General features: G+C 72.0%; 13 protein-coding genes. 10 read left to right on the top strand and 3 right to left on the bottom strand.

All coding sequences use genetic code 11. The annotated features are described in order from the left end of the window. Window positions 1-152 precede the first annotated feature (152 nt). From RGI145_RS10305 to RGI145_RS10265, 9 genes are all read left to right on the top strand, one after another. On the top strand, window positions 153-1,889 hold the full coding sequence (locus tag RGI145_RS10305; protein ID WP_075798255.1) for a hypothetical protein: 1,737 nt from the start codon (window positions 153-155) through the stop codon (window positions 1,887-1,889). After that, window positions 1,889-5,101 carry a glycosyltransferase gene (locus RGI145_RS10300; protein ID WP_075798254.1) on the top strand — a complete coding sequence of 1,071 codons (3,213 nt, stop codon included), beginning with the start codon at window positions 1,889-1,891 and terminating at the stop codon, window positions 5,099-5,101. Before RGI145_RS10305 ends, RGI145_RS10300 begins: the two co-directional genes overlap by 1 nt. Further along, window positions 5,098-5,829, top strand: coding sequence for a hypothetical protein (locus RGI145_RS10295; protein ID WP_075798253.1), 732 nt, complete (start codon window positions 5,098-5,100; stop codon window positions 5,827-5,829). Before RGI145_RS10300 ends, RGI145_RS10295 begins: the two co-directional genes overlap by 4 nt. Then, the gene (locus RGI145_RS10290) at window positions 5,826-7,016 is read left to right on the top strand and encodes a motility associated factor glycosyltransferase family protein (RefSeq protein WP_075798252.1); all 1,191 of its coding nucleotides are present in this window, start codon (window positions 5,826-5,828) and stop codon (window positions 7,014-7,016) included. The genes RGI145_RS10295 and RGI145_RS10290 overlap by 4 nt, the downstream gene beginning before the upstream one ends. 149 nt (window positions 7,017-7,165) lie before the next feature. Beyond that, a complete protein-coding gene (locus tag RGI145_RS10285; RefSeq protein ID WP_075798251.1) occupies window positions 7,166-7,996 on the top strand; it encodes a lysozyme inhibitor LprI family protein in 831 nt (276 codons plus the stop codon). Window positions 7,997-8,076: 80 nt separating this feature from the next. After that, complete coding sequence (locus RGI145_RS10280; RefSeq protein ID WP_314280947.1) at window positions 8,077-8,844, top strand: SDR family NAD(P)-dependent oxidoreductase; 768 nt, start codon at window positions 8,077-8,079, stop codon at window positions 8,842-8,844. Between the two features lie 165 nt (window positions 8,845-9,009). Continuing rightward, window positions 9,010-10,377, top strand: a complete 1,368-nt coding sequence (locus RGI145_RS10275; protein WP_075798250.1) for an NAD-dependent succinate-semialdehyde dehydrogenase — start codon at window positions 9,010-9,012, stop codon at window positions 10,375-10,377. A 273-nt stretch (window positions 10,378-10,650) separates the two neighbouring features. Beyond that, window positions 10,651-12,741, top strand: a complete 2,091-nt coding sequence (locus RGI145_RS10270) for a hydantoinase/oxoprolinase family protein (RefSeq protein WP_075798249.1) — start codon at window positions 10,651-10,653, stop codon at window positions 12,739-12,741. Then, entirely contained in the window at window positions 12,741-14,390 is a 1,650-nt protein-coding gene (locus tag RGI145_RS10265; protein ID WP_075798248.1) for a hydantoinase B/oxoprolinase family protein, read from the top strand. The genes RGI145_RS10270 and RGI145_RS10265 overlap by 1 nt, the downstream gene beginning before the upstream one ends. A 48-nt stretch (window positions 14,391-14,438) precedes the next feature. Here the strand turns inward: RGI145_RS10265 and RGI145_RS10260 are convergent, their stop codons facing one another. Beyond that, window positions 14,439-15,182, bottom strand: coding sequence for an SHOCT domain-containing protein (locus RGI145_RS10260; RefSeq protein WP_075799982.1), 744 nt, complete (start codon window positions 15,180-15,182; stop codon window positions 14,439-14,441). Window positions 15,183-15,514: 332 nt separating this feature from the next. Here RGI145_RS10260 and RGI145_RS10255 point away from each other — a divergent pair, with 332 nt between their 5' ends. Then, window positions 15,515-16,774, top strand: a complete 1,260-nt coding sequence (locus RGI145_RS10255) for a GGDEF domain-containing protein (protein ID WP_075799981.1) — start codon at window positions 15,515-15,517, stop codon at window positions 16,772-16,774. A 69-nt stretch (window positions 16,775-16,843) separates the two neighbouring features. Here the strand turns inward: RGI145_RS10255 and RGI145_RS10250 are convergent, their stop codons facing one another. Further along, window positions 16,844-18,058 carry a hypothetical protein gene (locus tag RGI145_RS10250; RefSeq protein WP_075798247.1) on the bottom strand — a complete coding sequence of 405 codons (1,215 nt, stop codon included), beginning with the start codon at window positions 18,056-18,058 and terminating at the stop codon, window positions 16,844-16,846. Further along, a complete protein-coding gene (locus tag RGI145_RS10245) occupies window positions 18,055-19,185 on the bottom strand; it encodes an O-antigen ligase family protein (protein WP_156878490.1) in 1,131 nt (376 codons plus the stop codon). The genes RGI145_RS10250 and RGI145_RS10245 overlap by 4 nt, the downstream gene beginning before the upstream one ends. Window positions 19,186-19,273: the final 88 nt, after the last annotated feature.

The raw sequence follows: 19,273 nt of genomic DNA, 5'->3' as shown, positions 1-19,273 counted from the left end.
CCACAGTATGCGGTCGTCTCTTTAGTTACACATGATTAACCCTTGCTATGGTTGTGGGCATGCTGAAAGGTGCAACTTCAATGTTCCGCGAGCACCGACAACCGGACATGACCACTTACGACTCAGAGGGTGAGGGCTGCCCCGATACAGCCATGCCAGGGCAGGTCATCGAGGCCAGCCTCGACGAGGCCGGCTTCTTCACATTGCGGATGAACGTGACGGCCGCGGAGATCGGGAGCGTCCTGCTCGATACCGGCCAGGGTCCACCGGAGGCGGTGCATCCGCTGGGCGGGGGCCAGTTCGAGGCCCGGCTGCATCTGCCGGAGCGTGACGCCACGCCGGTGCTGACCGTCACCACGAAGGATGGACGGCACGACCTCGTCCTGCGTCCGCATGGCTGCCTGGGACCGCTGGCCGCGAACCGCCCGTCGCCCGCGCTGGTGTCCCGCCGCCCCGATGCCATGGCGGCCCTGCGCGAGGGACCGGGTGCGGTGGTGCTGTTCCTCGCCACGGAAGCCGAGGGGCCGGGCTGGGACCGGCTCTGCGCGCTGGCCGGGGGCTTGCGCGGGGAGGGGCATTCCCCCTGGCTCCTGCTGGTCTCCGATGCCGCGGGCTTCGCCGGCGCCACGGCTCGGATGCTGGCGCATTTCGATCTGGCGATGCTGGCCGTTCCGGCCCGTGGCCTGCCGGCCTCCGAGTGGGAGCCGTTCCCCGGCGATCCGGCGCTGGAACAGGTGATGCAGCGCATCGCCAAGCCCGCCGAAGGTGTGCGCTTGCCCGCGCTGCTGCTGGCTGAGACCCCGCAACTGCTGCAACGCTTCGGCAAGCCCGCGCTGGCTTTCCCGCGCGCCTGCCTGCTGCCCGCCGAGGCGGTGACGGCGCCACGGCTGATCTACATCCCGCAGCACCGGCAGAAGCTGGTGGGGCAGATGCGCGACAGGCTGCGCGGCATCAGGGTCATCCTGTCCTCCGAGCCCCTGCGGGCCAGCCTTTCCCGCCTTTGTCCGGAGGTGCAGACCCTCGTGCTGCGGGACGGGGCACCGGCCACGGGACTGGCGCGCGGGCTGGGCCTGCCCATGGCGAGCCCCTCAGCCGAGGCTCTGGACCGCGCCCTGCGCCATCTGGTGCTGGAGGCGCGCCTCGCCGATCCGGAGGGCAAGGGCCGGACAGGCCTGCTGGTGGACGGCACGGAAGGCGACGCCCTGACCGGGGAACTTTCGAGGCTGGCCCAGGGGTGCCTCTATGCCCTGGGCGGCGGCACGGCGCCCGGCGTGAAGCCGCTGGCCCGCGCCATGCGCGACGGCGTGGAGCGCCTTCTGGTGCCGGCCATCGGCGCGGAGGGGGAGGCGCTCGGCGCCATCGTCGAGGAATGGGGGCTGGAAGCCGTTCCGCTGCTGCCGGGTCCCTCGACCGCCGACCGGCGCGCCCTGGCGGCGCTGCGTGGCATCCGGGCAGGCGGGATCGCGCTGCTGGCCGATGCGGCCGTGTACCGTCCCTCGCCCAGCGAGGAGGACCTGGTGCTCCTCGCTGGCGGCGAGGCGGGGCTGGAGGCGGATGTGGTGGAACTCGGCTGGGCCGGCGATCCGCGCCGGGGACGCCTCGCCAGCCTGTTCGATGCGCGGGCGCCCGCCTTCTGGGGCAGGCCGCCGGCGCGGGGCATGGGGGCGACGATCGGCTATGGGGAGGATCTGGCCGCTCCCTTGTTCTCCGGAACGCCGGGCCTGCCGTTCCGGCTGCTGCCGCTGCTGGCCTTCGTGCTGCATGCCGGCTGCGTGTCGCTGCGCCTGGCCATCCCGCCGGCCGAGGAGGCCGCCCTGGCCCCCGCGCTCCGTCGGCTGGAGGCGGAGGGCATCCGGGTCATCGCACGCGATCGGAGGAGGGCCGCCTGATGCGGGTCGCGATCTTCGTCACCAACGCCCCCGGCAACTACGGCGGCGGCCGGCTCGCGGCCTATGTGCTGGCGCAGTGCCTCGCGCGCGCCGGGGCCGAGGTGGCCTTCGTCACCAACCACGTCCCCGTCTTCCACGAGGACCTGCACGCCTTCGGGCGGCCGGGCAAGATCGGTATCCATGTCACCAAGGACTTCCTGACGGCACTGCCGGAAGGGCGCTTCGACGTGGTGGTGCTGATCCCGACGCAGTCGCTGGACCGCATGGTCTATGTCGGCGCGCGCGGCTTCGCGCAGCGGCGCGGGGCGCGGATGTGCATCTTCAACTTCGAGACGCCGAACTGGTTCAACGCCGCCGTGCCGGTGCCGCGCGACGAGGTGCTGTGGCGCGAATGGAAGCTGGCCACCGAGGATGTCGCCGAGAACGGCGTGCTGATCCTCAGCAATTCCCGCGAATCCGAGAAGTACGCGCGCCTCTGGTACGATGACGAACGGCTGGAATTCGGCCACTGGCACCAGCCGATCAACCTCGACGCGGCGGCGCGGGCGGCGGTGCAGTACCGCGAGAAGCGCATCCTGAGCTTCGTGCGGCCGCGCGACCCGCACAAGGGCGCGGGCGACCTGATCGACGTGCTCTGCGAGGAGATGCGCGGCTGGACGCTGTCGCTGATCGTCGGCAGCCCGAAGCTGGACGAGGCCTATCGCGACGCGCTGGTGCCGGTGGCGCGCCGCTATGGCGTCGAGGTCGAGGTGCATCCGCTGGCCAGCGACACGCAGAAATTCGTCGAGCTGCGGCGGGCGCGGATGCTGCTCTATCCCTCCTGGTTCGAGGGCTATGGCCTGCCGCCGATCGAGGCGCTGACCGTGGGCACGCCCTGCGTCTGCTACGACCTGGACGTGGTGAAGGAGGTTTGCGGCGACGCGCTGATCACCGCCCCCGTGGGCGACGTGGCGAAGCTGCGCGAGGGCGTGCTGCGGGTGATGAAGTCCTCGCCGGAGGACTGGGCGCACCTGCCGCAGGTGGTGGAGGCGGTCTCTTCCGTCGAGCGCTGCGGCCAGGCGGCGCTGGCCGCGCTGGAGAGCTTCCTGGCCAGGCCATTGCCGCCGAAGCCGGTGATCGCGGTGCCGGCGAAGCTGCCGAAGCGGCCGGAGCCCAAGCGCCTCAACCTGGGCGCGGCGGTGATGCATCCGGGCTGGCTGCTGGAGATCAAGGGCTGGGCCGCCGCGCCGCCCGATGCGCGCGTGGTGCTGCGCGCCGATGGCGAGCTGCTCGGCGAGGCGGTGCGCGGCATGGTGCGCAAGGACGTGCTCAAGGAGAATCCCTGGATCGGCACGGACGAGTGCGGCTTCGGGCTGGTCCGCCCGCATGTCGCCATGGGCCATGCGGTGCAGGTCAGCGCCGTGGTGCTTTCCGCCTCGGGCGAGGTGCTGGACCATGCCACGCGGGTCTATGACCTGGTGGAGCTGGCCAAGGCACGGCCGGCCAAGCCGCCGAGCTGGTGGCGCAGCGGCGGCATGAAGTTCCTGCGCGAATCCGGCAGCAGCCTGGTGCATGGCTGGGCCGCCGGGGCGCCCGTGCCCTTCCTGCTGGAAGGCTTCGCCGGGCCGCGCCGGGTCTGGATGCAGGGCGGCCGGGCGCGGCCCGATGTGATGGGCAAGCTGGAAGGCTTCCCGCAGCAGACGCCGGGCTTCAGCGCCCATCTCGGCCCCGAGGAAAGCTGGATGCTGGAGGCGGCGGGCGCCTTCACCCTGGTCGGCTACAGCCGTGCCGGCGTCGCGGTGCAGGCCTTGCCGGCGAAGTGGGAGAAGGCGGCGCCGGGAGCGGTGGAGCCGCATCTCGCGCAGGGCGAGGACCCGACCAGCCTGCCGATCCTGGCCGAGCTCAAGCGCGTCGCCCTCGACGAGTACGGCGTGCTGGAGGTGGAGGGCCATGTCCTGTCCCGCCCCCGCATGGAGGCGATCCGCGTGCTGCTCGACGGCGAGCTGCTTGGCGAGACCCTGCCGGACCGGTTGCAGACCGGCCTGCACAACAAGAACCGGGCCTATGGCGACGCCTATTCCGGCTTCGCCCTGAACGGCCGGGCGCCGAACCTGCCGGGGGAGGAGGTTCGGGTGGAGTTCATCCGGGGCGGGGAGGTGGCGCATGCGATCACCACCGCGCCGGCGCGGATGCGTCGTGGCAAGGGCGCGCGCTACGGCGCCGACCTCGCCTGGCTGCCACCCGGCCTGCTGGAGGAGGCCGGCTCCGACGCGACCCTGGTGGTGATCGAGAAGGGCGCGACCCTCGATCACCTGCGCGGCGCGGCGGAGCGGGCGCTGCTGGCCGAACTGCGCCGGCGCGGGCCGCTGCTGCTGCTGCTGCACGGCAACCCGCACGGCTTCACCCCGGACCTGCCGCGCTGGCAGGAACTCTGTGACGGGCTGCTGCTGGTGAACGACCTGCATCCCGGCGAGGACGCGCTGGCGCACAGCCTGGCGCTGCTCGCGGCCGAGCCGGGGCTGGGCCGCGTGATCATGCGCGGCGCCAAGCGGCGCAGTGCCATCCCGGACGGGCTGCGCGCCACCACCCTGCTGCCGGGCGCGGAGCTGGGCACCTTCCGGGCCGGGCGGCTGGGCTTCGGCCTGCAACCCGGGCCTGGGGTGATCGGCCTGGACGGGCCGGGCCTGCTGCGCGCCCTGACCCTGCCCGGCATGACGCCGCCGGAAGGGCCGGGGGAGGGGCCGTGGCTGCTGCTCGACGCCACCCTGGCCGAACCCGCCGTGCTGCGCGACGCCCTGTCACGCCTTGCCACGCCGCTGCGCAAGGCGGGGCTGTCGCTGCTCTGCGTGGTGGATGCGCCGCCGCTGGAGCCCGCCGAGGCCCTTCGCGCCCGGCTCGGCCTGCCGCGTGACCTGCCGGTCGCCTGGGTGGCCTCCGCGCTGCTGCTGGCGCCCGCGACGGTCCGGGCCGTGGTGGACCTTGCCCCGGCGGGGGGCGTCGCGCCCTTCTGCGGCGCCATGGCGGCGCGGGGCGTCCCCGTGCTGGCCCTGGCCGGCGCTTCCGCGACAGGCAGCCCCTGGCCGCTGGTGACGCCCAAGGAACTGGCCTCCGGCACGCTGCCGGTCCCCGTCCCGCCGGGCGATCCCTATGCGGCGCTGGAGGGCATCGAGCCCGCGCGGGCGGGTCGGGACGCGGCCGAGCCCCTCTCCCTCTCCACCGCGGAGGCCGCATGAACGCCCTGCTTCCCGTCGCGCTGGCCCATGCGGCGGAGGCGCGCCGTATCCTGCTGCGCGAGAACCTGACCCTGTCCGGCTTCTGGGAGGTGGAGTTCCTCCAGGGCCTGCCGTCGCGCCGGATCGGCCCGGCCCCGGCGGCCCTGCTGACCCTGCCGCCGGTGGAGGGGCCGGTCGGCCGACTCCGCCTGCTCCTCGCGCCCGCCGACCTGTCGCCCTTCGGCACGCTGTCCGCGACGCTGGAGGGCAAGCCGCTGGCGCTGCGTCCCGTACCGGTTCCGGCGGAATTCGCCGGACTGGACGACGTGGTGGCGCTTGAGGCTCCGCTGGAAGGAGCGGGGGCAGGCCGGCTGGAACTGCGCCTGACCCGCAGCCTGCCGCATCCGGACGGCACCCGCCTCGCCGGACCGCTGCTGCTGGCCGTGGACCGGCCGCTGGCCCCGGTAGGCGGCAAGCCGGCGGAGAAGACGGAGCCTGCCGCTTCTGTGGCTGACGCGAAGCCCGGACCGGTTGCCGGCACCGCGAAGGCTGCGGAGCCGAAACCCGCTGTTCCCAAGGCCGGAGCAGAACCCGTGACGGCGGAAAAACCCGCGAAGCCTGCCGGGACCCCTAAGGCGGCCGCAGCGGCCGAGCCGAAGCCCGTGGCGCCCGAGGCCGGGGCGGAGCCGGCGAAGAAACCCCCCGAGGCCCGACCCACGGGCAAGGAGAAGGCGAAGGTGGCGGCATGAGCTTCGTCCATGTGAACGCGGCGGATGCCGACCTGGCCGAGGAATGGCTGCGCGCGACGCCGAACCGCCTCTTCGGCGGCGGTGCGCCGGTCATCCTGTCCGACGAGGAGGACGCGCCGATCGCCGCCGGCATCGCGCGGCGCCACGGGCTGGCGCACCACGCCATCCCGGACTCGCCGGACCGGCCGGAGGCGCTGCGTCTGCGCCCGCTGCTCGGGGCGGTGGGGGCGCGGGAGGCGGTGATCCTCAGCGAGCCCGCGCGCATGTCCATGGTCTTCCTCAGCGGCGAAGAGCAGCCCGCCTGGAACGACCGCTATCCGGCGGTGCGGGTGATGCATGCGCTGGGCGCCCGGCGTTTCCACTTCCTGGGCCGGACGCGGGAGCTGCGGATCGAGGTGCCGCTGCTGCTGGACACCTTCCGCAACCGCCATGCCGGCAAGCGTGCCTTCGTGGTCGGCAACGGCCCCAGCCTGCGGCAGATCGACATGGGGCGGCTGAAGGGGGAGATCGCCCTCGGCTCCAACCGCTCCTTCATGGGCTATGCCGACTGGGGGCTCGCCTTCCCCTACTGGGCCATCTCGGACCGGCTGCAGATCGAGATGTACCGCGAGGAATACGAGGCGGGGATGGATGCGGAATCCATCAAGTTCATCCCCTTCGAGTATCTCGGCTTCCTGCGCATGCCCAACCAGGTGCCGGTGCCGATGCCGGGCGAGATCGTGGCGGGCGAGCAGATCCTGAACTTCCCACAGTTCGGGGAAACGCCGGCGATGCTGTTCAACAGCTTCACCGTGACGATCGTGCTGATCCAGATCGCCGCCATGATGGGCTGCAACCCGATCGTGCTGGTGGGCGTGGACCACTCCTATCCGATCGCCAAGGTGCGGCGTCGCGGCCAGGACGAGCAGGACCCGAATCCGACGGCGCATATCCCGCCGGAGGAGCTGGTGAAGCGCACGCGGCTGGGCTTCGACTTCTGGGAGGGCAACACCGCCCAGGGGCCGACGCACTTCACCAACAACTACACCAGCAACCGCATCTTCGTGCCGCCGCGCACCGCCTGGTCGGAGGTCTGCTACAGCTACTGCAACCTTTGGGGTGCGGCGAACGGGGTGGAGGTGCTGAACGCCACGCCGGGCACGCATCTCGACGCCTTCCCGAAGGTGGGCTTCGAGAGCCTGTTCTGAGCCGGAGGGGCGCCGGGAACATGAAAATGATGCCGGAACGAAATCCCGGCGTGCTTTCGGTCACCACGCCGGCCGCCGGGATGGCCTAGCTTCCGGGCAGGCCCGGTGCCGCGTGGCGGCACCGGGGCCGCATCCCCGGGAGAGCGACCATGACCCCTGCGTGTCTCCGGCTCCTGCTGCCGCTGCTGTGCCTCGCCCTGTCCGCCCTGCCATCCCCGGAGGCGGAGGCCGCCAGTTTCGACTGCGCCAGGGCGGGCTCCGACATGGAGCGGATGATCTGCCGCGACAGCGGGCTTTCCCGGCTCGACGAGGAGATGGCGGCCGCCTTCCTGTCCGCCCGCCAGGGCGGCGCGCCGGGATTGCAGGCCGCGCAACGCGAATGGTTGGCCGGGCGCAACCGCTGCCGCACGGAGGACTGCGTCAGGGCGGCCTATGAGCAGCGGGTCGCGGCGCTCTCCGCGCCTCCGGGGGCGAAGAGAGCCGGCCCGGTGCCCGCTCCGGCCGCCGGGGGCACTGTGGACGGGAAGTACTGCAATTTCGGCGCGGGAACGAGCATGGACATGCTGCTCCTCCGGAGTGGGGCGGGCGGTGGCCTGGACTTCGTCCTCAGCTCCTGGACCAGCCGGGGCAGCAACTTCTCCGTGGACGGGCTCGCCAGGCCGGCGGCTCCCCAGGGCGCCTCGCATCCGGAGGCGGTCTGGCGCTTCGAATCGGGCATGCGCTCCCGCGACCCGGCGGAACGTTGCGTGGTGACGATCCGGCGAACGGCCGAGGGGGCCTATGCGGTCGCCACCGAGGAAGGCGCACGCTGCGAGCGCATGGCGGGCCATGGCGCCGTGCTCTATGGAACGACGGTGTTTCCGCCGGGCTCGCGGCAGGGCAACGCGCCGGGCGTCTTCGGGCCGGAGACCGCCATGCAGGTCGATTGCGACCGTCCGTCCCGGCGCTCGCCCTCCCAGCGCTCCCCGTCCGGGCGCTAGCGCCGCCGGGGGCGCGCCGCTGCGGCGAGGAGCGCAAGAGTCCTCGCGGCCAGGGCCAGGGAACCGGAAATGTTCTAGAGATGGTGCGCCGCACCGAGGGGGCCCGCATGTCCACCACCCGCAAGACCATGCTGCTGACCGGCGCCAGCCGGGGAATCGGCCACGCCACGGTCAAGCGCTTCCAGGAGGAAGGCTGGCGCATCCTCACCGTGTCGCGGCAGCCCTTCTCCGAGGAATGCCGCTGGCCCGAGGCGCGGGAAAGCCATCTCCAGGCCGATCTCTCCGACCCGGTGCAGGTGGGCGAGCTGATCGCCCTGGTGAAGCAGCGCCTGCCGGACGGGCGGCTGCATGCGCTGGTGAACAATGCCGGCATCTCCCCCAAGGGGCCGGGCGGTGGCCGCATGGGGGTGATGCAGACGGACTATGCCGCCTGGAACGCGGTCTTCAACGTCAACCTCTTCTCCATCGCCCTGCTGGCGCGCGGGCTGTTCGAGGAACTGCACGTGGCGGGCGGCAACATCGTCAACGTCACCTCGATCGTCGGCTCGCGCGTGCATCCCTTCGCCGGGCCTGCCTATGCCTGTTCCAAGGCGGCGCTGAACGCCCTGACGCGGGAGATGGCGCATGAGTTCGGCGCCCATGGCATCCGCGTGAACGCCATCGCCCCGGGCGAGATCCGCACCAGCATCCTTTCCCCCGGCACGGAGAAGATCGTCGAGGAACAGATCCCGATGCGCCGGCTGGGCGAGGCGCGGGAGGTGGCGGAGACCATCCTCTTCCTCTGCTCCCAGGCCTCCTCCTACATCAACGGGGCGGAGATCCACATCAACGGCGGGCAGCACGTCTGACCGCCGGGGCGCCCGTCGCTGGGATGGCGCATCACGAGCCCGTCACCCGGGCCGATCCGCCCGGGTGCCTGCCTAGATAAGCCTCCGGACCGTACCGGCCCCCTTCCGGGGCGCCCGGCGCGGCATCCTGTCCGGCTCCGCGCGAGCACAGAGGAGGCCCCCAGCATGGCAATCGCTTCGGTGAATCCGGTGAACGGCCAGACCGTCAGGGAATACGACTCCCTGCCGCCCGCCGGGGTGGCGCAGGTCGTGGAGGCGGCGCACCGGGCCTTCCTCGACTGGCGCCACACCAGCTTCGCCGAGCGCGCGGTGCCGATGCGCAAGGCGGCCGCCATCCTGCGCGACCGCGCCCCGGAATTCGGCCGGCTGATGGCGACCGAGATGGGCAAGCCGGTGACGGCGGGCGAGGGCGAGGCCCGCAAATGCGCCACGACCTGCGATTTCTACGCGGAGAACGCTGAGCGCTTCCTGAGCCGGGAGGACGCTCCGACGGAGGCACGCAAGAGCTTCGTCGCCTTCAACCCGCTTGGCGTCGTGCTGGCGGTGATGCCCTGGAACTTCCCCTTCTGGCAGGTCTTCCGCTTCGCCGCGCCGGGGCTGATGGCGGGCAATGCCGGGGTGCTGAAGCATGCCTCCAACGTGCCCGGCTGCGCCCTGGCGATCGAGGAGATCTTCCGCGAGGCGGGCTTCCCGCGCGACCTGTTCCGCACCCTGCTGATCGGCAGCGACGCGGTGGATGCGGTGATCGGGCATCCGCTGGTCCGCGCCGTGACCCTGACCGGCAGCGGCCCGGCCGGCCGCAAGGTGGCGGCCAAGGCGGGCTCGGTGCTGAAGAAGACGGTGCTGGAGCTGGGCGGCAGCGATGCCTACCTGATCCTGGAGGATGCCGATCTGGAGGCGGCGGCCACGGCCTGCGCCAAGGGGCGGCTGATCAATTCCGGCCAGAGCTGCATCGCCGCCAAGCGCTTCATCGTGGTGGAGCCGGTGCGCGAGCGCTTCGAGGCGCTTCTGGTGGAGGCGATGAAGGCCGGCCGCTTCGGTGATCCCTTCGACAAGGACACGGAATACGGCCCCATCGCCCGGCGCGACCTGCGCGACGAACTGCACGGGCAGGTGCGGCAGAGCATCGAGCAGGGCGCGCGGCTGCTGCTGGGCGGGGAGGTGCCGGACGGGCCGGGTGCCTTCTATCCGGCCACGGTCCTCACCGATCTCAAGCCGGGGATGCCGGCCCATGACGAGGAGATCTTCGGTCCCGTTGCCTCGGTGATCGGGGTGCGGGACGAGGCGGAGGCCATCGCCGTGGCCAATGCCTCCGTCTTCGGCCTGGGCGGCGGCGTCTTCACCCGGGACCTAGAGCGCGGCGAGCGGATCGCCGCCGAGGCGTTGGAATGCGGCGCGGCCTTCGTCAACCAGCCCGTGGTCTCCGATCCGCGCCTGCCCTTCGGCGGCGTGAAGGAGAGCGGCTATGGCCGCGAGCTCTCGCATTTCGGTATCCGGGAGTTCGTGAACATCAAGGCGGTCTCGGTCGCCTGAACGGCGCCGCTCCCGAAGGGGCGACCCCCGGGGCGACTCCAGGGGCGGCCCCGGGGGGCGAAGCGGGGATGATCGCGCGGGGAGGGGGGAGGCTTCCCGCGCGGGAAAGCCGGGCGCAGGATCGGCGGATGCCCGGCACGTTCCTTGCTGGCCACATCCGCATCGCGCCCCGGGGCCCCGGCTCTGCCCCGCGCGCGGCCTGAACCGTGGAGTGACACCGATGCCGCAGCGCCTCCTTGCGCCGCAACCCCTTTCCCCGATGGACCCGGGCCGATGAGCGCCGATATCCGCCTGGCTGCCGATATCGGCGGCACCTTCACCGACCTCGCGGTGGAACGGGTCACGGAAGCCGGTACGGAGCGCTGGACGGCCAAGGTACTGACCACCCCCGCGGCCCCGGAGAAGGGTCTGCTGGAAGGCGTAGCGCTGGTGCTGGAGAAGGCCGGGCTCGCCGCGTCGGATGTGTCGCTGCTGGTGCACGGCACGACGCTGGCCACCAATGCGGTGATCGAGCGCAAAGGTGCGAAGACGGCCCTGCTGACCACCGAGGGCTTCCGCGACGTGCTCGCCCTGGGCAATGAGAGCCGCTACGACCAGTACGACCTGAACATCGCCCTGCCGGAGCCGCTGGTGCCGCGCCGCCTGCGCCTGCCGGTGCCGGAGCGGCTGGACCATCGCGGCCAGGTGCTGCTGCCGCTCGACGAGGACGCCGTGCGCGCCCAGGTCGCGGTGATGCGGGAACAGGGCATCGAGGCGCTGGCGATCGGCTTCCTGCACAGCTTCGTCAACCCGGAGCACGAGCGCCGCGCCGCCGCCATCGTGCGCGACCTCTGGCCGGAACTGTCCATCTCGCTCTCCTCCGAGGTGAGCCCCGAGATGCGGGAGTGGGAACGCTTCTCCACCACCGTCGCCAATGCCTATGTGCAGCCGCTGATGGCGCGCTACCTGGCGCGGCTGCAGGTCGGGCTGCGGGAGATGGGGCTCGACGCGCCGCTCTTCATGATGCTCTCGGGCGGCGGCCTCACCACCTTCGAGACGGCCTCGCGCTTCCCGATCCGGTTGGTGGAATCCGGCCCGGCGGGCGGGGCGATCTTCTCCGCCCATGTGGCGCGGCAACGCGGACTGCCGAAGGTGCTCTCCTTCGACATGGGCGGCACCACGGCGAAGGTCTGCCTGATCGAGGACTATGCCCCGCATGCCAGCCGCAGCTTCGAGGTCGCGCGCGTCGGCCGCTTCAAGAAGGGCTCCGGCCTGCCGCTGCGCATCCCCGTGCTGGAGATGGTGGAGATCGGCGCCGGCGGCGGCTCGCTCGCCGGCATCGACAGCCTCGGCCTGATCCAGGTCGGGCCGGAAAGCGCGGGCGCCGATCCGGGGCCGGCCTGCTACGGGCGCGGCGGCGAGAGGCCGGCGGTGACGGACAGCAACCTGATGCTCGGCCGCTACGACCCCGCCAGCTTCGCGGGCGGCAACCTGACCCTGTATCCGCAGAAGTCGGCGGCGGCGCTGGAGGCGCATGTGGCGGGCCCGCTCAACCTCTCCCCGGAGATGGCGGCGCTGGGCGTGATCGAGATGGTGGACGAGAACATGGCCAACGCGGCCCGCGTCCATGCCATCGAGGCGGGCACGAGCTTCGACGGCTGCGCCATGATCGCCTTCGGCGGCGGCGGGCCGGTGCATGGCTACCGCGTCGCGGAGAAGATCGGCATCCGCCGGATGCTGGTGCCCTCGGGCGCGGGCGTCGGCTCGGCCATTGGCTTCCTGCGCGCGCCGGTGGGCTACGAGGTGGTGCGCTCGCTCTACCAGCGCTTCGCCACCTTCAACCTCGGCGCGGTGAACGCGCTGCTGGAGGAGATGTCGCGCGAGGCCAGCGCCATGGTCGCCCCCGGCGCCTTCGGCCGTCCGACCGAGGAGAAGCGCATCGCCTATATGCGCTATGTCGGCCAGGGACACGAGATCGCCGTGGAACTCCCGGCGCGCGCGCTGGCGGAGGCGGACATCGCCGCGATCCGCGCCGCCTATGACAGCGAATACGCCCGCTTCTACGACCGGCCGGTGCCGGGCTCGGATGTGGAGATCCTGAGCTTCGCGCTGACCGTTGCCACCCTCACGGACAAGCCCGCCCCGGCCGCCCGAGCCGAGGCCGCGCCGGCCCCCGCGCCGGTGCGGACGCAGCGTGTGCGCGACACGGTGACGGGCGAGGTCGCGGACTGGCAGGTCTATGACCGCGCCGGCTTCCCGCCCGGCGCGGTGGTGCAAGGCCCCTGCATCGTCGCCGAGGCGGAAACGAGCACCCTGGTCGGCCCGGGCTGGAGCTGTGCCATGGACGGGCTGGGCTATCTGGAACTGAACCGGGAGGTCGCGTGATGGACAAGGTGCAAAACGCCGCGGCGAACCCTCTCGCCGCGATCCAGCGGCAGATCCAGTGGAACCGCCTGATCGCCGTGGTGGAGGAACAGGCGCAGACCATGATCCGCACCGCCTTCAGCACCACAGTGCGGGAGGCGGGCGACCTGTCCGCCGGCATCTTCGACCTGCAGGGGCGCATGCTGGCCCAGGCCGTGACCGGCACGCCGGGGCATGTGAACTCCATGATGGAGAGCGTCGGGCATTTCCTCGCGAAATTCCCGGTCGAGACCATGAAGGAGGGCGACCACTACATCACCAACGATCCCTGGCTGGGCACCGGGCACCTGCACGACCTGACGGTCGTGACGCCCGCCTTCCGCCGCGGGAAGATCGTCGGCCTCTTCGCCAACACCGCGCATGTCATCGATGTCGGCGGGCGCGGCATGGGGCCGGAGGCGCGTTCGGTCTTCGAGGAGGGGATCTACATCCCCATCGTGAAGTGCTTCGACCAGGGCAAGGCGAACGAGACCTTCTTCGACATCCTGCGCGCCGGCACCCGCACCCCGGCGGAGCTGGAAGGCGACGTCTACTCACTCTGCGCCTGCAACGATGCCGGCGTGCGGCGCCTCGTCGAGATGATGGACGAGTTCGGCATGGAGGGCGTGGACGAACTCGCCGCCTTCATCTTCGACAGCAGCCTGCGCGCCACGGTGGCGGAGATCGCGAAGCTGCCGCAGGGCACCTACCGCGCATCCATCCGCTCCGACGGCTACGAGGCGCCGGTCGAGCTGCGCGCGGCGATGACCGTCGCGGGCGACCATATCGAGGTGGACTACGAGGGCACATCGGGACTCTCGGGGCGTGCCATCAACGTTCCGGCCGCCTATTGCCGCGCCTATGCCTGCTTCGGCATCAAATGCGTCGTGGCGCCGGAGATCCCGAACAACTGGGCCAGCCTGCTGCCCTTCCGCATGGTGATCCCCGAGGGCTGCATCCTGAACGCGCCGCGCCCCTATCCGGTGGCGGTGCGGCACATCATCGGCCAGCTCCTGCCCGACCTGATGATGGGCTGCCTGCACCAGGCCGTGCCGGACCGGGTGACGGCGGAAGGCGCCTCGGCACTGTGGAACCCCCCGCTGCGCGGCGGCTCCGAGGTGAGCGGGCAGAACGCCGCCCTGCCGGATTTCGAGATCATCACCTTCAACTCCGGCGGCACCGGCGCGCGCCCGGCGCGGGACGGGCTGGACGGCATCGCCTTCCCCTCCGGCGTGCGGACCATGCCGGTGGAGGCGACTGAGAACGTCGCCCCGGTGATCTTCTGGAAGAAGGAGCTGCGCCCGGATTCCGGCGGCGCCGGCCGCACCCGTGGCGGCATGGGGCAGGTCATGGAGATCGGCACGAAGGGCGAGGCGGAATTCGCGGTGAACGCCATCTTCGACCGTGTGGAGAACGCGCCGAAGGGCCGCGACGGCGGGCAGGACGGCGCGCCCGGCTGGGTCGGGCTGGATGACGGCACGCTGCTGCGGCCCAAAGGCTACCAGGTCATCCCGGCCGGCCGGCGCCTGCTGCTCAAGCTGCCGGGCGGCGGCGGCATGGGCGAGCCGGCCGATCGCGACCCGGCGCTGGTGGAGCGCGACATCGCCGACGGGCTGGTAACACGCCGCTAAAGTGGCGGGCCGGGGAAGCACGATTCCCGGCCCGGCCAACCACTCCCGTCAGAGGCGGCGCAGCAGCGATGCCTTGCTGTCCCGGAACTCCTCCTCGGTCAGCAGGCCCTGCTGGTAGAGCCTGCCCAGCCTTTCCAGGGCGGAAAGAGGCGCATCCGTGCCCGTTTCCGGCGTTCCGGATGGGGTGGCCCCACGTCCGGCGGCCTGCTCCGGCCGGGGGGAGGCGCCGCCCACCCCCTCGGCCAGCGGCAGTTCCGACAGGCGCAGCTCGCCATGCTGGCTGCTGAAGCGGAGCTGGCCCGGCCCGGAACCCGATTGCGACTGCGACACGCCGCCGATCCGGTGCTCCCCCGTGTCGTAAAGAGTGACGGCCCCCGCCGTCTCGATGGCCAGCCGCCGCGCCTTGGAGAACCAGGCGTAGCGCTGTCCGTCCTGGGCCCCGCTGGTCGCGGGCGTGCCAAGTCCCTCCGGCCACCAGCTCCGCCCCGATCCTTCCGGCAGGGCGGCCCCAGGCCGGTCCTCCGCCGGCATGTCCCGCATCCGGGCCGCGAGATCGCCGAGCAGCGCATCGACCCTGATCTTGAGCGCGCCATTGAACATGTCGCCGATCATGACCATGCCGTCCCCGGCCCACTGGCCCATGCCGCCCAGCTCGGAGTGGTTGAACTGCGCCTGCCGCCCTTTGCCGGCCCGCAGCGCGCGATAGGCTTCCTCCGTCGCCTCCTCGCTGAAGCCATGTCGCCGCGCCAGCAGGTCCAGAAAGGCCGGGCTGCTCTTCGGGCCGTCGCTCATCTCGCCTCCTCCGGGACCGTTGCCGGTGCGCCGCGTCATGTCCGTGGGACGGCGGTGGGGAGAGGTTCCCGCCCCCGATGCCGTCGCATGGCCTCAACGCCACGGCATGGGCTTCGTCACGGGCCCTGTGCCGTGCTCCGCGCGGAAAGCCGCACCGGCGGCGGCCGGAACAGAAAACACCTGCCAGGAAGTTGCATTTGCCGTATGAAATGCAACTATATCAGGACAGGAAGGCCGGAGCTTTCGTGGAGCACTGTTTGGACCATGATATCCGCCGGCAGATCATGGCCGGTCAGACCGATGTTTCCTGTGCGAAAGCTGTGTCGGACGGAATGGAAACCATCGGTGTCATCGGCCAGGTCCTCGACAGCCAGGGGCTGGCGCTCTGCCTCTTCGATGCCGAGGACCGGACCCTGCTGTGGAACCGGACCTTCCTGCGCTTCTTCCCCGAGCATGACGGCCATGTGCATGCCGGGGAACCCTATGCCAGGAACCTGGAACGCTTCTACGCCGTCCGGCTCACCGGCCCGGAACGCGGACGCCTCCCGGAATTCGTCGCGGCCGGCATCGCGCGGCACCGCGCCCAGACCCGCCCCTTCAGCTTCGAGCATCGCGGGCGGCGGCTGCTGGTCTCCTCCCTGCCTTTGCCGCAGGGCGGGCGCGTGCGGGTCTGGAAGGCACTGGCGGAGGCCCTGCCGGCGAGCGAATTCAGGGTGCCGGTCGATCCCTTCGCGCATCTGGCGGATGGTGCCACGGTGCAGGACCGTCAGGGCCGGATCACCGACGCCAACCAGGAATTCGTCGAGCTCTACGACCTGCCTTCCAAGGAAGTCGCCATCGGCCGCAGCTTCCGGGAGGTGCTGCAGCTTCTCTGGGAGGGGCATGCCGGCGCGGCGCTCGATGCCTTCCTCGACAATGCGCGCTTCGCCGGCGCCGCCTTCGAGGTGGAACTGCCGGGGGACCGCTGGCGCCGCGTGATCGAACGGCGCATGGAGGACGGCACGAGCTGCGTCAGCCATGCCGACATCACCACTCTGAAACGGCAGCAGCGGGAGTTGCAGGAAGCCTATGAGCGCATCGCCATCATGGCGATCACCGACGGGCTGACGGGCATCGCCAATCGCGGGCATTTCGAGGCGGTGCTGGAGGAGGAGGCCCGTCGCGGCGGCCGCAGCCAGCAGCCGCTCTCCCTGCTTCTGATCGACATCGACCATTTCAAGCAGATCAACGACCGCTTCGGCCATCCGGTCGGGGATGCCTGCCTGCGGATGGTGGCACGTCACATCGACAGCAGCATCCGCCGTCCCGGGGATCTGGCCGCCCGCTTCGGCGGGGAGGAATTCGCCGCCATCCTGCCCGGCACCGATGCCGAGGGCGCGCGCGTGGTGGCCGAGGCGATCCGCCTGGCCATCGAGAGCGACCATGCGCATGACTTCAATGCGGACAAGCCGGTGACGGTCAGCGTCGGTGCTGCCTCCATGACGCCGGCTCCCGGCGGCGCGGAGGATGCGATCCGGCTGATCCGGGAGGCGGACGACGCGCTGTACCGCGCCAAGCGCGCCGGACGGAACCGCGTGATCCTCGCGGCCTGACATCACCGCCCGGGCCCGCTGCGGTCCTGCCGGCTCCCCCGCATCCGGGCGGGCAGGGGTGAACCCGTGTCAGCGCAGGCCCAGCGCGCCCTCGAAGCCGATGCGCGGGAAGATCTCCAGCATCCCGCCGCGCGTGGCGTTGCGGACCCAGCCGCCTTCCGCTTCCGCCAGATGGCGGGCCAGCAGGAAACCCGTGCAGATGTCGCGCCAGGCTGGCGGGATCCAGCCCTTGCCGCCGCGATAGCCGAGGATGAAGTGGTTGCCCTCGGCATGGGCGAGGCCATCCCCGCCGGGCTCCGCGCCCTCGAAGTGGAAATCGGCCCCGTAGATCACGAAGCGCCGGACCCCCATCCACCAGAGAAGCTGGAAGGCAGCGAAGAGCGAGGAGCCCCCGGCCCCCACCACCCGCCGGGGATCGAGCGAGAAGAGGGTCGGCCAGACGGCGGCCTGGCGCAGCCAGATCCAGTCGCCGGGCAGGTCCGGCCGCGTTTCCGCCGCCAGGAAGACCGGGCCGCCAGCCTCCTCGGCGATCTCCGCGCCGAAATCGCCGATCACCTGCCCGTCGCCGCTCAGCGTGTAGGCGGGGCGGAAGCGCATGCTGCCGTGCGCGAGGTGGAAGCGGTTGAAGGCGACGCTGAGCTGGCCGTGGAGGCGGTCCAGATCCTCTGACCGCACCGAGGGACCGTTGCCGATCAGCCAGGCGACCTGACCGGCATGGCGGCCGCGCAGGGCATCCAGGCGCGGGTCCGGGTCCGGGTTGGGCGCCATCCAGTTGGAAAGCGGGTTGGTGACGAGCCCCCGGTCCGGCCCCAGCGTGACGGCGAGCCGCAGCGGCGCCTCGGGCAGACGCGCCTGCCAGAGCCCGCCGCCCGCCGGCTGGAGCGGCTCCGCCCGGTGGTCCACCATCAGGCCGGGTCGGAGGCCAGGATCGGCCCAGGCCCGCACGGTGGCGCCGCCTCCATCGAGGGGTTCCAGCGTGGCCGGCCCGGCCTGCTCCGCGGTCGCCGGCAGGGGCGACAGGGAGAGCAGCGGCTCCTCGCCGGCGGAGAGCAGAAGCCGCACGGATTCCGGCCCCAGTTCCGGCGGCAGCACCGCCGTGGCCTCGATCCGGGTCCCGCCGGCCGAGGAAGGGAAGACCTCCACGGCGGCATTGGCCAGAGGCGGCAGGCCGCGCAACTGCCCGTGCAGCGTCCCGGACGGCATCGGGCCGGTCAGCCGCAGGCCGATCTGCAACAGGCCGGAGGCCGGGCTGTGGCGGATGTTCAATCCCTCGACCCGGTTCATGGCTGCGGCCCTCCCGCAATCCGGGTGGGGCCGAGGGCCGAGACCATGGCGACGGCGAGGGCCTGGCTGGCCACCCACCAGGGCTGCCACGCGCCATAGGAGAACAGGAAGGTCACCAGGGCGGAAGCCAGCACGCCCAGCGCCAGCGGTCCCGGCGCCCGGAAGGCCAGCGCCGCCCAGAGCCCGGCGCAGAGCAGCAGCCCCGGCCAGCCCAGCTCCAGCCGCAGTTGCAGCGGCGCGTTGTGCGGATGCAGCGGCAGCGCCTCCACGCCCGGCCGGTCGAAGAAGGCACGCGCCTCGGGGCCGGTCATGCCCAGCCGGGCGAGGTTCTCCTCGGGGAAGTTGTCGCGGCCACCGGGGATGGCGCGGCTGGATTCCATGCCCCAGCCCAGCCAGGGGCGCTCGGCGGCGCGGCTTCGCGCGAAATCCCAGATCAGCACCCGGTGCACGGCCGAGAGCGGCAGGTGCGCGGCGACGTCCGGCCGGGCCAGCAGCGCGGTCGCCATCGGGGCGAGCAGCACCACCGCCAGCACGCCGGCGGTGGCGAGGCCACGGGCCGGGCGCGCGGGCATCCAGGCGAAGCACCCCGCCACGGCGAGGCCCACCAGCCCGGCGATGCGCGCCGTATCCCCCGGCAGGGCGAGCAGGGCGATGGCGCCCAGCAGCGTGCCGCCGATCCGCAGCACGTGGGGCAGGGGGGCGGCCAGCAGCAGCGGCAGCAGCAGTGCCATGACCGAGGCGGCGGGCTTCAGCCCGAAGGTAATCTCCGGCTTCCAGTCATGCAGGCCGCGCACCCCCATGCGGACGGCATTGCCGGTGAGGTTGTCGACCGTGGCCAGCGCCAGCCCGGCCAGCACGCCCCAGAAGAGGCAGCGCGCGAGCGGACGGGCATCTTCGCCCTCCACGCCACGCGCGGCGGCGGCGGCCAGCAGGGCGATCCCGCCGAACTGCGCGGCGGCGGCGAGGCTCTGGCGCGGCTCGACGGCCCAGAGAGCGGACAGCCCGCCCCAAAGGGCCAGGGCCAGGGCGATCCCGAAGGGCAGCCCCCGGGGGATGGGCCAGCGGCCCTGTTCGCGCCGGGCGGCGAGGACGGAGAGCAGCAGGCAGACCAGGGCGATGGGCGCCATCGCCTTGGATTGCAGGACGGCCGCGACGGGCGCGATGGCGGCTCCCAGCGCAAGCGGAAAGGCCGGGCTCCTCCAGGAAGCCCGGCCC

Source organism: Roseomonas gilardii, assembly GCF_001941945.1.
Taxonomy (GTDB): Bacteria; Pseudomonadota; Alphaproteobacteria; order Acetobacterales; family Acetobacteraceae; genus Roseomonas.
This window is presented reverse-complemented; position numbering and strand designations above follow the sequence as displayed.